A 13,724-nucleotide genomic window follows, 5' to 3' on the forward strand; every position below is an offset into this window, starting at 1 on the left:
CTGTCCGCTACTCGAGGATCATCAGGACGTCGCCGAACTCGACCGGCTGCCCATTGGCGACGGGAATCTTGGTCACCTTGCCTGCGCGCGGTGCAATGACCGGGTTCATCGTTTTCATGGCCTCGATGATCAGGAGCGTCTGGCCTTCCTCCACGTCGTCTCCGACCTTGACGAAGGCGGGCGCTCCCGGTTCGGGCTGCATGTAGATGGTACCGACCATGGGCGAGGGGACGGCGCCCGGATGGGCGGCGTCGGCCGCCTCGCTGCCAATGTCGTCGTTTCCGGGCGCAGCCCCGGGGGGGGTGCTGGCGGGCGCCGGCGCGGTGGCCACGACGGTCGCGCCTCCGCCCCGTGCAACACGGACCCGGCGGCCGGATATCTCTATTTCTATCTCGCTGAGGCCTGTCTCTTCCAACAGGTCCGCCATCTCGCGGATCAGTGTTTTATCAAGCTCGAATCGCGCCATTTGCTATTTGTCCGTCTGTTCGTTTTGGGTCAATAGCGCCACCAGTGCCTCGACGCCCATGATGTAACCCTGCCCGCGAAACCCGCAAATCACACCCGTCGCCACCTGGGACACATAGCTTCGATGACGGAATTCCTCGCGCCGGAAGATGTTGGACAGGTGTACCTCGACGATGGGGCCATCGAAGGACTGGAGGGCGTCGAGTATGGCGAGGGACGTGTGAGTGAACGCGCCGGCATTGACCACCAGCCCGTCGAAGCGGTTGCGGCTGTCCTGAATCCAGCCGATAAGCTCCGCCTCGTCATTGCTCTGGCGGAAAGTGACTTCGGCCCCCAACTCGGCCGCCCGGCGCCCGGTGCGGCGGGCAATGTCATCCAGGGTTTCCGCGCCATAATGCTCGGGTTCGCGCTGGCCGAGAAGATTGAGGTTCGGGCCGTTGAGGACGAGAAGGTCGAAAGACATGAGATTCGGCCGCCCTTACTCGCTACCCGAAATGTGTGAGGAACGCTCGATCATCCGTCTTCACCCTGGCCGTCGCGCGGGCCTGGCGGCTTCCGGCACGGCCCGGATTTATAACACGGGACCTCAGATGCGCAATGGCGGAGGCGAGCGTCAATCGCCGCCGGGCTCCGAGGAAAGGCCCGGCCGGCCGGGCTTTCGGTCGATGAGGATTTTGCTTTTATCCGGGGGCAGATACGTATATACCGCGCCCCTTGATTTGAAATCGGGGCCCTGTTCGGGCATGTTGAGGCCGCCCCATGACTCGCAAAATCGACACATTCCTGGCGACGCGCAGGCCGGCCACGCCCTGCCTCGTGGTGGACCTTGACGTGGTTGCCCGCAACTATCGGCGGCTTACCGCACTCTTTCCGGGTGCCCATATCTTCTACGCGGTCAAGGCCAATCCGGCGCCGGAAATTCTGGTCACGCTCGCCCGGCTCGAATGCAGCTTCGACGCCGCCAGCCTGGCCGAGATCAAATATTGCCTGGCGGCGGGTGCCCCGGCCGGCTCGATCGCCTATACCAACACGGTCAAGAAAGAAGCCGATATCGCCGGCGCCTTCGAGCGCGGCGTAGCGCTTTTCGCCTTCGATAGCGAGGCGGAGTTGCAGAAACTGGCACGCCGGGCGCCGGGCGCCCGCGTCTTCTGCCGCATCCAGATCAACAATCCCGGCGCTGCCTGGCCGTTGGGTGACAAATTCGGCTGTTCCGTGGAGATGGCGAAGGATCTCCTGACGCAGGCGCGGGAGCTGGGGCTCGAACCATACGGTGTCGCGTTCCATGTCGGCTCGCAGCAACGCGATTCGGCTCAGTGGGATCTCGCGATCGCAAAGACGGCACTCATGTTTACCGATCTGCGCGAGCGGGGGATCGAACTCAAAATGGTCAATCTCGGCGGCGGCCTGCCGGCGGCCTATCGCGACCCCGTGCCACCGCTTGACGATTTCGCCGAGCTTATCGATCGTTCTCTGCGAACTCATTTCGGCAACCACCTCCCGGAGGTGGTCCTTGAACCAGGGCGCGCACTGGTCGCCGATGCCGGAATTCTCGAAGCGGAGGTCGTCCTCGTCTCCAGGAAGGATTATGCGAGTGACGTGCGCTGGATCTATCTCGACGTCGGCAAGTATGGCGGCCTGGCCGAGACGGAGGGCGAAGCCATCCGCTACGCGATCAGGACTCCCTACGATGACACACCCGAAGCGGATGATACCGGCCCGGTGGTTCTCGCTGGCCCCACCTGCGACGGGGCCGATGTGCTTTACCGGGAGGCCGGCTACCGCCTGCCGCGGGCGCTCAAGACGGGTGATCGTGTGCGCCTGCCGGGGACGGGAGCCTACACCACGACTTACGCGTCGGTCGGTTTCAACGGCTTCGAGCCACTGAAATCCTACTACATCTGACGGAAGCCTAGCGCCGCCCGCGGCCTGCCTTGAGGGCAGTCAGGATGTCTTCGGCCCGGAGCCAGGCGGGTGAGTGTTCGTCCAGATGGCGCTGGGCGCGGGTCGCAAACGAGCGGGCGTCACCCGGTTTGCCGATCAGCAAGGCGTGCTCGGCCTGGGCCAGTGCGGCGAGGCCCATATTGCCGCTCCGTCCTTCGGCGACAGCGAGGAAATACCAGGCCATGGCGTTGTCCTGCTCGAGGCGTACGGCCTCGCGCAGATTGACGACCGACTTGGCTTCCAGCGCCGGATCGTTTGTCGCCACCTGCGCCTGGCCAAGCGCTGTGCGCAGGAGCGAGTTCCGGGGGTAAAGCGCCACCGCCTGCTGGTAGGACTCGGCAGCTTCGGCTATGCGGCCGTTCTCAAAGAGGATCTGGCCGCGCAATTCATGCAGATACGGATTTTCGGGATTTTCCCGGATCAGGCCGTCGGTAATCTCGATGGACCGGTCGATCTTGGAGTCCCGGTAATAGGCGATGGCGCGGGCATATCGCCCGTTGAAGCCGCGGTCGTCCTCATAGCGCCGGATCGTCGTCTCGGGGTCTTCGATGAAGGCGCGCAGCTTGGCCCGGATTCGTTCGTGGGTTTCAACCAGCTCCGGGCGCAACGACTCGTCCCTGTAGGGGGATTTCTGCAAATGGTTGTGGATGATATCGACGCGTTCCTGCGTTACCGGATGGGTGCGCATGTACGGGTGCTGGCGCCCCGGCAGGCGAAGTTCCTGCTGGGCGAGAACTGAAATGAATTCATAGAGACCCTTGGTCGAGATGCCGGCCTGGTCGAGATATTTGAGCGCCGCCTGGTCGGCCGCCGATTCCTGGACCCGGCTATAGCTGAAAAAGGCCTGTTGCCCGAGCCCCTGTCCGCCAAGAATGAGTGCCTGCGCCGCGTCGGGCCGGCCGGCGACCGCGGCCGCGGCGCCCAGCACCAGCCCCAGCAGGGAGACGACGGTGGCGCCCTGCAAGGCGTCACCGGTTCGGGCCAGATGCCCGCCCGCGATATGCCCGGCTTCATGGGCGAGCACGCCCATCACCTGACTCGGGTCTTCCGCCTGCATGATGAGGCCCGTGGTGACGAAAATATTCTGCCCGCCCGTGACGAAGGCGTTGAGCCGCGGATCGTTGACGATGTAGAGGCCGACACTTTCCGGATTCAGGCCGGCGGCGGGCAGGATCGGCGCCAGATAGCTCTCGAGCGCGTTTTCGATCTCCGCATCCCGGACGAGGCCGATGCCTTCCTGGGCGTCCGCCGTTCGCGGCAGCGATGTGAGCAGGGCGCCGACGATCGCGGCCGCCAGCAGGAGGATGGCGCAGGGTTGACGGACGTGGCTCACAATTTGGTCTCGGCCGGTTGGATGGGTCGGGTACTCCTGGGTTTGACGGGTCTCGCGCAGGGTATCCGGCAAGCGGGCCCGCAAGTTGCTGCTGGTCGAGATTGACCCTAGCCCCCTCACGTCGTATAGGCCGCAATCAAGGCGGAACGGTGGCATGACAGTAAAGATTTCTTCCCGTGGCAGGCAAGTATCTCCCTTCATTGTGATGGAGGTGCTGCGCCAGGCCAATCGGCGGGCCGTCTCGGGCAAGGATGTCCTGCATCTGGAGTTGGGCCAGCCCAGCGAGGGTCCCCCCGCGCCCGTGCTCGCCGCGGCCGCCCGGGCGCTCGAATCGGGGCGTTTCGGCTACACCGAAGAAGCGGGCTACCCAGAGCTGCGCCAGCGGATCGCGCGCCATTATGGCGAATTCTACGACCTCGATCTTTCGCCCGATCGCGTCATTGTGACCACTGGCTCGTCAGGAGCCCTGATGCTCGCCTTCCTGGCTGCCTTCGACCCGGGTGACCGGGTTGCGCTGGTCACGCCGAATTATCCGGGGGCCCGGAATGCCCTGATCACGCTTGGCCTAGAACCGGTGCTGCTCGAGGCGGGGCCGGCAGAAAACTTTCAGCCGACTGTCGCTCTCCTGGAGGCGGTGGGCGAGCCGATCCAGGGTCTGATGGTGACCAGCCCCGGCAATCCGTCGGGCACCGTGATCGCGCCCCACGAGATGGCGGCGTTGGCCGCGTATTGCCGCGACAAGGGCATCCGGCTCATCTCGGACGAGATCTATCACGGGATCACTTATGAGGCCGCGGCCGCAACCGCCGCCGCACTCAGTGACGAAGCCATCGTGATCAACAGCTTTTCAAAATATTTCACGATGACCGGCTGGCGGCTTGGCTGGATGGTTGTGCCCGAGGACCTCGTGGCGCCGATCTGTCGGCTGATCCAGAATTTCTATATCTCGCCGCCGACACTGTCCCAGGATGCGGCGCTGGCGGTCTTCGACTGCCGGGCAGAACTGGACGGGATCGTGGCCGGTTACCGGGAACGGCGCGACCTGCTGCTGCGCGAATTGCCGAAGGCGGGCTTCAACAAGTTTGCTGCCCCGCAGGGGGCCTTTTACCTGTATGCCGACGTGTCGAATCTGACAAACGACAGCGTCGCGTTCTGCGAGCGGATCCTCAATGAGACCGGCGTGGCAATCGTCCCCGGAGTCGATTTCGATCGGGAGCGCGGACAGGCTTATGTCCGTTTTTCCTTCTCGACCTCCCTCGAGGTGGTCGCGGGCGCCGTTCGCCGCCTGATTGACTGGCAGAAACCCTAGCCGGTCGGCGGCCTAGGTTCCGCGGTTCCACCAGCCCGATTTTTTAGGCCCCCGGTCCTCGGTTGTCGGCAAGGGCTCGTCGTTTTTGACCACGACGGGCTCGGACGACCCGTTATCCGCCGGGGTCGAGATATCCCGGTCCCGGCCATTGCCGGATCCCGTTTCGGCCGGCTTGTCGGGAGCTGCGGGCCCGGATTCTGCCGTCCCCGGTTTGGCCTCCGCATCCGCATCCTTTCCGGCACTCTTCGTGCGCCGCTTCCGTGCCGGCCGCTTGGCAGTCCGGGCCGCCGGGGCAGCCGGCGCCGCCGGGGCTTTTTTCGCCGATTTCCGGCTGCGGCGCTTGGGCTTCGCCTCTTCCGCCGTCGCCTCTGTCTCCGGCCCGGGCTCAGGCCCGGGCTCAGGCTCGGGACCAGACTCAAGCTCGGGCTCGGCTTTTACCACCGGGGCCGCCTCGGCCGACCTGGCAGTCGTCGTGGCGGTTTCGTCATGTGCGGGCGCGCTGACCGAGGTGTCCGGTGCGTCGTCCTGGCTGCTCTCCGGTTCGGTCGTCCGTTCGTCCGTCGTGGCCGCCGCCAAGCCCTCCTCGGCCGGGCGCCGCCGCGACCGCCGCCGGCCGCCTCTCTTGCCGCGCCGCCGCCGCCGCGATGCCTGATCGGCATCCTCGCTCCCGGATTTTTCCGATGCTGCCTCGGTCGCCTTTGCGGGTTGGTTTTCCTTTGCCTCGCTGGGCTGAGCGCCGCGCTCCCGGCGCTTGTCTCTGGGCGCACGCGCGCTGTCCGGCTCTGCCTTCACCCGATCGAACCGGAAGGCCGGCGGGATTAGTTCGGGATCGGTTTCCACATGCACCTTGAAATCGTAACGCTGTTCGATGGTGAGCAGGTCGTGGCGTTTCTCGTTCAGCAGGTAGAGGGCAACCCGTCCGGGAAGAAAGACCGTGAGTTCGCGGCTCCGGCGCTGCACGCCCTCGCGCTCGATCTCGCGCAAAATCTGCAGGGCGGACCATTCGGTTGACCGCACGATGCCTGTGCCGCCGCAATGGGGGCAGGTGGAGCCGCTGCTTTCATAAACGCTGGGCCTGAGCCGCTGGCGGGACAGCTCAAGCAGGCCGAACGGGCTGATCCGGCCGACCTGGATCCGGGCCCGGTCCGCTTTCATCGCGTCTTTGACGCGACGCTCGACCGCATGCTTGTTGCGGTTCTGCTCCATGTCGATGAAATCGATGACAACGAGTCCGGCCAGGTCCCTCAGCCTTAGCTGCCGGGCGATTTCGTCCGCCGCCTCGAGATTGGTCTTGAGCGCGGTTTCCTCGATATTGCGTTCCCGCGTCGACCGACCCGAATTGACGTCGATCGAAACCAGCGCCTCGGTCGGATTGAACACCACCGAGCCGCCCGATTTCAGGTTGACGACCGGGCTGTGGATTGCGTCGAGTTGATCCTCGATCTGGTGGCGGTGGAAAAGGGGGACGGTCTCGTCCTTGTACTGCTGGACCCGCTTGGCGTGGCTCGGGGTCATCATTTTCATGAAGTCCTTTGCCGTCCGGTAACCCTCTTCGCCCTCGACAATGACCTCGTCGATGTCGCGTGTGTAGAGGTCCCGGATTGCCCGCTTGATGAGCGTGCCTTCTTCATAGATCAGGGATGGGGCCGTCGATTCGAGCGTCTTCTCACGAATTTGGTCCCAGGTACGCAAAAGGTAATCGAAATCGCGCTTCAACTCTGCCTTGGAGCGGTTGAGGCCAGCCGTGCGCAGGATCACCGACATGCCTTCCGGCACGTCGAGTTGCTCGAGCAGGCTTTTCAGCCGCCGCCGGTCGCGCTGGCTGGTGATCTTGCGAGACACGCCGCCGCCGCGCGGCGAATTGGGCATCAGCACGCAGTAACGCCCTGCCAGCGAGATGTAGGTGGTCAGCGCGGCGCCCTTGGTCCCACGCTCCTCCTTGACGACCTGCACAAGGAGAATCTGGTTGCGCTTGATGACTTCCTGGATCTTGTAGCGCCGGACCTGGCGGGGCTTGCTGCTTTGGGATTCGTCGATGGCGTCGTCGCCGCCCACGATTTCGAGGGCGGCTTCGCCCCCGTTGCTCTCCTCGTCCGGTTCTTCGCTTTTTTCGTCACCGCCATCCTCGGCGGTATCTTCGCGCGCTTCTCCGCTATCCGCCTCGGCGGGTCCGCCGGCCTCGTCGTCCCCGTCCTCTTCCCCGGAGGGTGAGGAGCCCGACTCGCTCGGCTCGGCCACGCCAGCCTCGGCCATCTCGTCGTCCTCGGCGTGCAACCGGCGCTGCTCGGCCATGAGCGCCTCCCGGTCGGCGACCGGTATCCGGTAGTAGTCGGGATCGATTTCGCTGAAGGCGAGGAAGCCGTGGCGGTTGCCACCGTAGGATACGAAGGCCGCCTGGAGCGACGGCTCCACCCGGGTCACTTTGGCGAGATAGATATTGCCCTTGATTTGCTTCTTTGTTGACGCCTCGAGGTCGAATTCCTCGAGCCGGTTTCCGTCCGCTACGACAACCCTGGTTTCTTCAGGGTGCGCGGCGTCGATCAGCATCCGCTTAGCCATCAGGCTTATGTCTCCTGGGCGCCGGCCCCCGAGCTGCGGAAGCTCGAAGGGGCGCCGGGTTTATGTGGGGGTCTTTGCTCCGGGGGCCGCCGGCGGCGGGGGAATTCCCGACGCGGCGCCCGGTGCCTAAAGATGGGCAAATACCCCAATTTCTTCGCTGCGGAATCGCCTCTGGCGCCCGGTTCCGATCACCCCGGTTTTGGTCTGTCGATAGTGGCGGAGCCAAATATCAAAGAGAATCAAAGGGGTGAGCCGCTGTCCCGGGCCGCCGCCGGCCCCAGGTTGGGGGCCTGCCGGGCGGTTCCGCGTCCGCGCCGTTACCATAGCCCGTTCCTGGCTTATTCCACAATCAGTTATTTCATCCGCGGCCGGCTGGGGATAAGCTGAGCAAGGGATTGACTCTTAGGGGTTTTTCGGGCGGCCACGGCGGATCGAGTGTTGCTTCCCCGACCAGCGACGGAGTATATCTGGGCTGCATCTAGTGGGTCAGTGGGGGCAGATACCCAAATGTTCGGTGTTCTAAGGCGCTTGGCAATCCTGATGACCGCGGCGGTGCTTGGCCTGGCGGTGCCGGTCGACGGCGGGGCCGAGCCGATCCCGCCCGGCGCGCCCGAGGTCACGAGCCTGCGCATCGGGGATCACGGCACCCGGACACGGATCGTCCTCGATGTCAGCCAGGAGATATCGCACAAGATCTTCACCCTGGCGGAGCCATACCGCGTGGTCCTCGATTTCAACGAGCTGGCCTGGAATCTGTCGGACAAGACCGGGGAAGCGGCGGGTGGCATGGTCTCGGGCCTGCGCTTCGGCCTCTTCACGCCCGGGACATCGCGACTGGTTCTCGATCTTGAGAAGCCGGTTCGCGTAGACCGGGTGTTCACGCTGAAGCCCAATGGCGGCTACCCGTACCGCTTCGTCGTCGATCTCGAGCAGATCAGCCAGGCCGCTTTCATGCGCGAGGCGGGCTCGACAATCCTGGGCGGAAGCGATCCGCCAGCGGTGGCGACGAGCACGCCGGTCCCGCCGCGGCCGCTCGGGATCCGGCCCGGCGACAAGGCCAGGGCCGAGAATGCCCGGCCCGTGATCGTGATCGACGCCGGCCATGGCGGGGTCGATCCGGGGGCACTGGGCAAGGGCGGCACCAAGGAAAAATACGTGACGCTGGCCATGGCCAAGGAGCTGGCCCGCCAGCTCGACGCCACCGGGCGCTACGAAGTGGTGCTGACGCGCGACGCGGACGTCTTTCTGCGCCTGCGCGAGCGGGTCGCCCGGGCCCGTCGGGCCAATGCCGATCTTTTCGTCTCGCTTCATGCCGACAGCCACCCGAAATCCTCCACACGCGGTCTGTCGGTCTACACGCTGTCGGAGAAATCGTCGGACCGGGAGGCGGCCCGGCTGGCGGCGCGGGAGAACAAGGCCGACCTCATCGCGGGCGTGGACCTCTCGCGCGAGACGGATGACGTGACCGGGATCCTGATCGACCTGGCGCAACGCGAGACCATGAATAATTCGGCCCGGTTCGCCGGGTTCGCGGTCAAGGAACTGTCCAAATCCGTGCGCTTGCTCAACCGGACCCACAGATTCGCCGGCTTCGCGGTGCTCAAGGCGCCGGACGTGCCCTCCATCCTCGTGGAAATGGGCTACCTGTCCAACCCGAGCGAGGAAAAGAACCTCGGCAGCGCCCGGTATCGCGCCGGTATCGCCGAGGGCCTCGTGCGCGGCATCGACAGCTATTTCAGTTGGAAAACCGCGCTCAACCGGTCATAAACCGGCCATAATGAGATTTTAAGGCAGGGGGCAGAGGCTCTGCCCAGCCTGGCCTCGCTCGGCGTCTCCGGGGAGCGCGATGCGCGTTCTGAAAAACACTTTTCTCGTCTTCATCCTGCTCGCCCTTCTCGGGGCGGGCGGCGCCCTGTACGTGCTGTATTCCTTTGGGCGCGATCTCCCCGACTACGCCCAGCTCGCCCATTACGAGCCGCCGACGGTGAGCCGGATTCACGCCGCTGATGGCCGGCTCGTCACCGAATACGCACGCCAGCGGCGCAGCTTTGTGCCGATCGAGGCCATGCCCAAGCGGATCATCAAGGCCTTTCTCGCGGCCGAGGACAAGAATTTCTATTCTCATCCCGGGGTCGATTTTCTCGGCATCGTGCGTGCCCTCGTCACGAACACGATGAACTCGTTTCGCGGCACGCGGCCTGTGGGCGCGTCCACCATCACACAGCAGGTCGCCAAGAATTTTCTCTTGAGCAACGAGGTCTCGGTCGAGCGGAAGATCAAGGAGGCAATTCTTGCTTTTCGGATCGAGCGCGCCTTTACCAAGGATCGGATCCTTGAGCTCTATCTGAACGAGATCTACCTGGGATACGGCTCCTATGGGGTTGCTGCGGCGGCGCTCAACTATTTCAACAAATCCCTCGACCAGTTGACCGTCGCCGAGGCGGCCTATCTGGCGGCGCTGCCCAAGGCGCCCAATAACTATCACCCCGTCCGCGCGCGCCTGGCCGCCGTGGCGCGGCGAAACTGGGTGATCGGACGCATGGTGGAGGAGGGGTTCATCGAGGAAACGGCGGGCGAACTGGCCCGGCGCGTACCGATCGAGGCGGTGGACCGGGAAGAAACCGAAGTCGTGCCGGCGGCGTATTTTGTGGAACAGGTGCGCCGGGAAATCTCAGAGCGGTTCGGTCATTCCGCCCTTTACGAGGGCGGGTTGTCGGTCCGCACTTCGCTGCACCCAAAGCTGCAGGCATACGCCGATTCCGCTCTTATGGCGGGACTGCGGGACTATGATCGCCGCCATGGCTGGCGCGGACCCGTGACCAATGTCGGCGATCAACTGGCGACGACGGGCTGGCGCGCCGCGCTCGCGGCCGCCGAGCCTCCGCCGGGGCGCGGGGCCTGGCGCATGGCCGTCGCTATCGGAATCGGCGAGACGGCGGTCGATATCGGGCTCGGGGACGGCTCGCGCGGACAGGTTCCCCTGGCCGAACTCAGCTGGGCGAGGGAATGGCGGCCGGAACAGGCGCTTGGCCCGCGTGTGCGCCGGCCCGCCGATGTGCTCGAAGCCGGTGATGTCATCCTCGTCGAGCCCGTCACGGAGGACGGCGACGGCGCGCCTTACCCGGAAGGGACGTACGGGCTTCGCCAGATCCCCGCCGTAGAAGGGGCGATCGTGGCGCTCGATCCCCATACCGGCCGGGTACTCGCGCTGCGCGGGGGCTACAGCTATGAAGCCAGCGAATTCAACCGCGCCACCCAGGCCCGGCGGCAACCGGGCTCGGCCTTCAAGCCCTTCGTCTACCTTGCCGCGCTCGAAGCGGGGCTGACGCCCTCAACCCTCATCCTTGACGCGCCCTTTGTGATCGATCAGGGGCCGGGGCTGGGAAAGTGGAAGCCGGACAACTATTCCAAGACTTTCTACGGTCCGAGTCCGATGCGCCTGGGCATCGAGAAATCACGCAACCTCATGACCGTGCGCCTGGCTCAGAAGATCGGCATGGAACGGGTATCGGAAACGGCCACCCGGATCGGCGTGGTCGATCATCTGCCGCCTGTCCTCTCCATGGCGCTTGGGGCGGGCGAAACGACCCTTCTCGATCTGACCGCGTCCTATGCGATTTTCGTCAATGGCGGCAAGCGGGTGACGCCAAGTCTGGTGGACCGGATCCAGGATCGGCACGGCCAGACCATTTATCGCCAAGACCTGCGGGCCTGCCCCGGGTGCCAGACGGAGCCGGTCGCGAACGCGGAAAGCGCGGTGGATGACGGCGCGGCGGTGCCCCGGGCCGCAAACCCGGCGTCCCTGCCCGATATCATCGACCTGCGCGAGCAGGTGGCCGACCCGGTGGCCGCCTATCAGGTCAACGCCATGCTGCAAGGCGTCGTTGAACGGGGCACCGGTCGGCGCATCCGCTCGCTCGACAAGCCGCTTGCGGGCAAGACCGGGACCACGAACGACAGTATGGATACCTGGTTCATCGGCTTTTCGCCCGATCTGGTGGTCGGGGTTTTCGTCGGCTTCGACACGCCGCGCAGCCTTGGCGAGCGTGAGACCGGCTCGAACGTGGCCGCGCCCGTCTTCAAGTCGTTCATGGCCAAGGCGCTTGCCGACAAGCCGTCGATCCCGTTCCGGATACCGCCGGGCGTGCGGCTGGTGCGCGTGGACGCCAAGACAGGGCTCCCGGCGGATGGCGATTCCGGCGATGTCATCACCGAAGCCTTCCGCGCCGGGACCGAGCCCGAGCGCCAGCAGACCGTGATCGGCAGCGGCGGACCATCGCCCGATTCTGCCTCGCCCGTTGGCGTGGGCGGGCTGTACTGAGCGCATCTGATCGCATATGTTGCGGTTCCCTGCCGCAGGGTCGACGGCGATGCGCGGACGGGCGGTGCACGTCTCTGGCTCCCGAACGTTTCGCACGAGGACCCAGGCCGGATGCCAGGTCAGAACAGTCACAAAATTCAAACCGGGTTCAAACATGCGCGCCGAACATCAGGCCCTGATCGATGAAATCCGCCAGTCCCTCGCGCTGATCCGGAGGCATCTTTGACTGGGAGGCGGCGAACAGACGGCTTGGCGAACTGAACGCGCTGGCCGAGGATCCGTCCCTCTGGGATGACGCGGACCGGGCGCAGAAAGTGATGCGCGAGCGCACGCACCTGCAGGATAGCCTCGACGCATTTTCAAACCTTGAAACCGAATTCGGGGATGCCCAGGCTCTCCTCGATCTGGCTGAAGAGGCCGATGACGACGCCACACGGGAAGAGGCGGCCGAAGCCCTTCTTCGCCTGCACGAGCGCGCCGCTCGACGCCAGTTGGAAAGCCTGCTGTCCGGCGAGGCGGATGGCAATGACTGCTATCTCGACGTGCATGCCGGGGCCGGCGGTACCGAGGCGCAGGACTGGGCCGAGATGTTGCTGCGTATGTATCTGCGCTGGGCCGAGGCGAAGGGCTATGACGTCGAGTGGCTGGAGGAAAGCGGAGGCGAGGAAGCTGGCATCAAGTCGGCGACCATTCGGGTCAAGGGTCACAATGCCTATGGCTGGCTGAAGACCGAATCGGGTGTCCATCGGCTGGTCCGCATTTCACCATTCGATTCAGCCGCGCGGCGTCATACGAGCTTCGCATCCGTCGGCGTATATCCGGTGATCGACGAGACCATCAATGTCGAGATTCTTGACAAGGATCTGCGCGTGGACACGTATCGCGCTTCGGGCGCAGGCGGCCAGCACGTCAATAAGACCGACAGCGCTGTGCGGATTACCCACATCCCCACGGGCATTGTCGTGCAATGTCAGACCGATCGCTCGCAGCATCGCAACCGCGCGGCCGCCATGGATATGCTGCGGGCGCGGCTCTACGAGGCGGAATTGCAGCGCCGCGAAGAAGAGGCTCAGTCGGAAAGGGATGCCAAGACAGATATCGGCTGGGGGCACCAGATCCGCTCTTACGTGCTTCACCCTTATCAGATGGTGAAAGATTTGCGAACCGAGGTTGAAACCGGCAACACCCAGGCGGTGCTCGATGGGCGCATCGATGCCTTCCTCGAAGCGGCGCTATCCGCCAGGGTGTCCGGCAAGACGGCGGCGTCTTCCGAATAGACATGCGGCAGGTTTTTAAAGGGACTTGATCGCCGCTTTAACTTCTTCAACGTGGCCGGGGACCTTGACCTTGCGCCAGACCCGCCGGATCGTGCCTTTCTCATCGATCAGGAACGTAGCGCGCTCGATTCCCATGTACTTGCGTCCGTACATGCTTTTTTCGACCCACACGCCGTATTTGTCGCACACCTTGACCTCCTCGTCCGAGGCCAGGGGAAAATTCAGCTTGTGCTTCTTCTTGAACTTGTCGTGCGAAGCGACCGAGTCCTTTGATACGCCAATAACCACCGCGCCGGAGGCCTTGATCGATCGCATCGCATCGCGAAAGCCGATGGCTTCCTTGGTGCAGCCCGATGTGTCGTCCTTGGGATAGAAGTACAGCACCACTTTTTTGCCGGTGAAGTCGGAAAGCCGGATGGTCTCTCCGCCATCTGCCGGCAGGGTGAAAGCGGGCGCCTTTTTTCCTTCTTCAGCGGCCATGTCCGATCTCCAGGTTATGTGTCACTACCAAAGATGCGC

The 13,724-nt window shown here is 64.5% G+C and carries 10 protein-coding genes; 5 read left to right on the top strand and 5 right to left on the bottom strand.

The features are described from left to right. Positions 1-7 precede the first annotated feature (7 nt). Positions 8-466: an acetyl-CoA carboxylase biotin carboxyl carrier protein subunit gene (locus RLQ26_01655; GenBank protein ID MEQ9087431.1), complete on the bottom strand. Its 459-nt coding sequence runs from the start codon at positions 464-466 to the stop codon at positions 8-10. A gap of 3 nt (positions 467-469) precedes the next feature. Next, the gene (gene aroQ / locus RLQ26_01660; protein MEQ9087432.1) at positions 470-928 is read right to left on the bottom strand and encodes a type II 3-dehydroquinate dehydratase; all 459 of its coding nucleotides are present in this window, start codon (positions 926-928) and stop codon (positions 470-472) included. A gap of 296 nt (positions 929-1,224) precedes the next feature. Between aroQ and RLQ26_01665 the strand changes: the two genes are divergently transcribed. Beyond that, positions 1,225-2,367 (top strand): type III PLP-dependent enzyme, encoded by a 1,143-nt coding sequence (locus RLQ26_01665; protein MEQ9087433.1) that lies wholly within the window; start codon positions 1,225-1,227, stop codon positions 2,365-2,367. A 7-nt stretch (positions 2,368-2,374) separates the two neighbouring features. On the opposite strand, the gene RLQ26_01670 is transcribed toward RLQ26_01665, so the two are convergent. Then, entirely contained in the window at positions 2,375-3,739 is a 1,365-nt protein-coding gene (locus RLQ26_01670) for a M48 family metalloprotease (GenBank protein MEQ9087434.1), read from the bottom strand. 154 nt (positions 3,740-3,893) lie between these two features. On the opposite strand from RLQ26_01670, the gene RLQ26_01675 reads away from it, so the two are divergent. After that, positions 3,894-5,048 carry an aminotransferase class I/II-fold pyridoxal phosphate-dependent enzyme gene (locus tag RLQ26_01675; GenBank protein MEQ9087435.1) on the top strand — a complete coding sequence of 385 codons (1,155 nt, stop codon included), beginning with the start codon at positions 3,894-3,896 and terminating at the stop codon, positions 5,046-5,048. 12 nt (positions 5,049-5,060) lie between these two features. On the opposite strand, the gene RLQ26_01680 is transcribed toward RLQ26_01675, so the two are convergent. After that, a complete protein-coding gene (locus RLQ26_01680) occupies positions 5,061-7,607 on the bottom strand; it encodes a ribonuclease E/G (GenBank protein ID MEQ9087436.1) in 2,547 nt (848 codons plus the stop codon). Positions 7,608-8,114: 507 nt separating this feature from the next. On the opposite strand from RLQ26_01680, the gene RLQ26_01685 reads away from it, so the two are divergent. From RLQ26_01685 to prfB, 3 genes are all read left to right on the top strand, one after another. After that, positions 8,115-9,374 (top strand): N-acetylmuramoyl-L-alanine amidase, encoded by a 1,260-nt coding sequence (locus RLQ26_01685; protein ID MEQ9087437.1) that lies wholly within the window; start codon positions 8,115-8,117, stop codon positions 9,372-9,374. Between the two features lie 79 nt (positions 9,375-9,453). Continuing rightward, positions 9,454-11,928, top strand: coding sequence for a penicillin-binding protein 1A (locus RLQ26_01690; GenBank protein MEQ9087438.1), 2,475 nt, complete (start codon positions 9,454-9,456; stop codon positions 11,926-11,928). Between the two features lie 154 nt (positions 11,929-12,082). Next, a protein-coding gene (prfB, locus tag RLQ26_01695) for a peptide chain release factor 2 (protein ID MEQ9087439.1) occupies positions 12,083-13,205 on the top strand; the annotation gives its coding sequence in 2 pieces (ribosomal slippage) (positions 12,083-12,151 and positions 12,153-13,205; 1,122 coding nt in all). Between the two features lie 15 nt (positions 13,206-13,220). Here the strand turns inward: prfB and bcp are convergent. Beyond that, entirely contained in the window at positions 13,221-13,685 is a 465-nt protein-coding gene (gene bcp / locus RLQ26_01700; protein MEQ9087440.1) for a thioredoxin-dependent thiol peroxidase, read from the bottom strand. Positions 13,686-13,724 lie beyond the last annotated feature (39 nt).

The sequence above is a fragment of the Alphaproteobacteria bacterium genome, from assembly GCA_040220875.1.
GTDB lineage: Bacteria > Pseudomonadota > Alphaproteobacteria > JAVJVX01 > JAVJVX01 > JAVJVX01.

Excerpts from the sequence above, each read along its gene's own strand:
- RLQ26_01690 (MEQ9087438.1), top strand. The coding sequence starts at position 9,454 with ATGCGCGTTCTGAAAAACACTTTTCTCGTCTTCATCCTGCTCGCCCTT.
- bcp (MEQ9087440.1), bottom strand. The coding sequence starts at position 13,685 with ATGGCCGCTGAAGAAGGAAAAAAGGCGCCCGCTTTCACCCTGCCGGCA.
- RLQ26_01655 (MEQ9087431.1), bottom strand. The coding sequence starts at position 466 with ATGGCGCGATTCGAGCTTGATAAAACACTGATCCGCGAGATGGCGGAC.
- RLQ26_01675 (MEQ9087435.1), top strand. The coding sequence starts at position 3,894 with ATGACAGTAAAGATTTCTTCCCGTGGCAGGCAAGTATCTCCCTTCATT.
- RLQ26_01680 (MEQ9087436.1), bottom strand. The coding sequence starts at position 7,607 with ATGGCTAAGCGGATGCTGATCGACGCCGCGCACCCTGAAGAAACCAGG.
- RLQ26_01665 (MEQ9087433.1), top strand. The coding sequence starts at position 1,225 with ATGACTCGCAAAATCGACACATTCCTGGCGACGCGCAGGCCGGCCACG.
- aroQ (MEQ9087432.1), bottom strand. The coding sequence starts at position 928 with ATGTCTTTCGACCTTCTCGTCCTCAACGGCCCGAACCTCAATCTTCTC.
- RLQ26_01685 (MEQ9087437.1), top strand. The coding sequence starts at position 8,115 with ATGTTCGGTGTTCTAAGGCGCTTGGCAATCCTGATGACCGCGGCGGTG.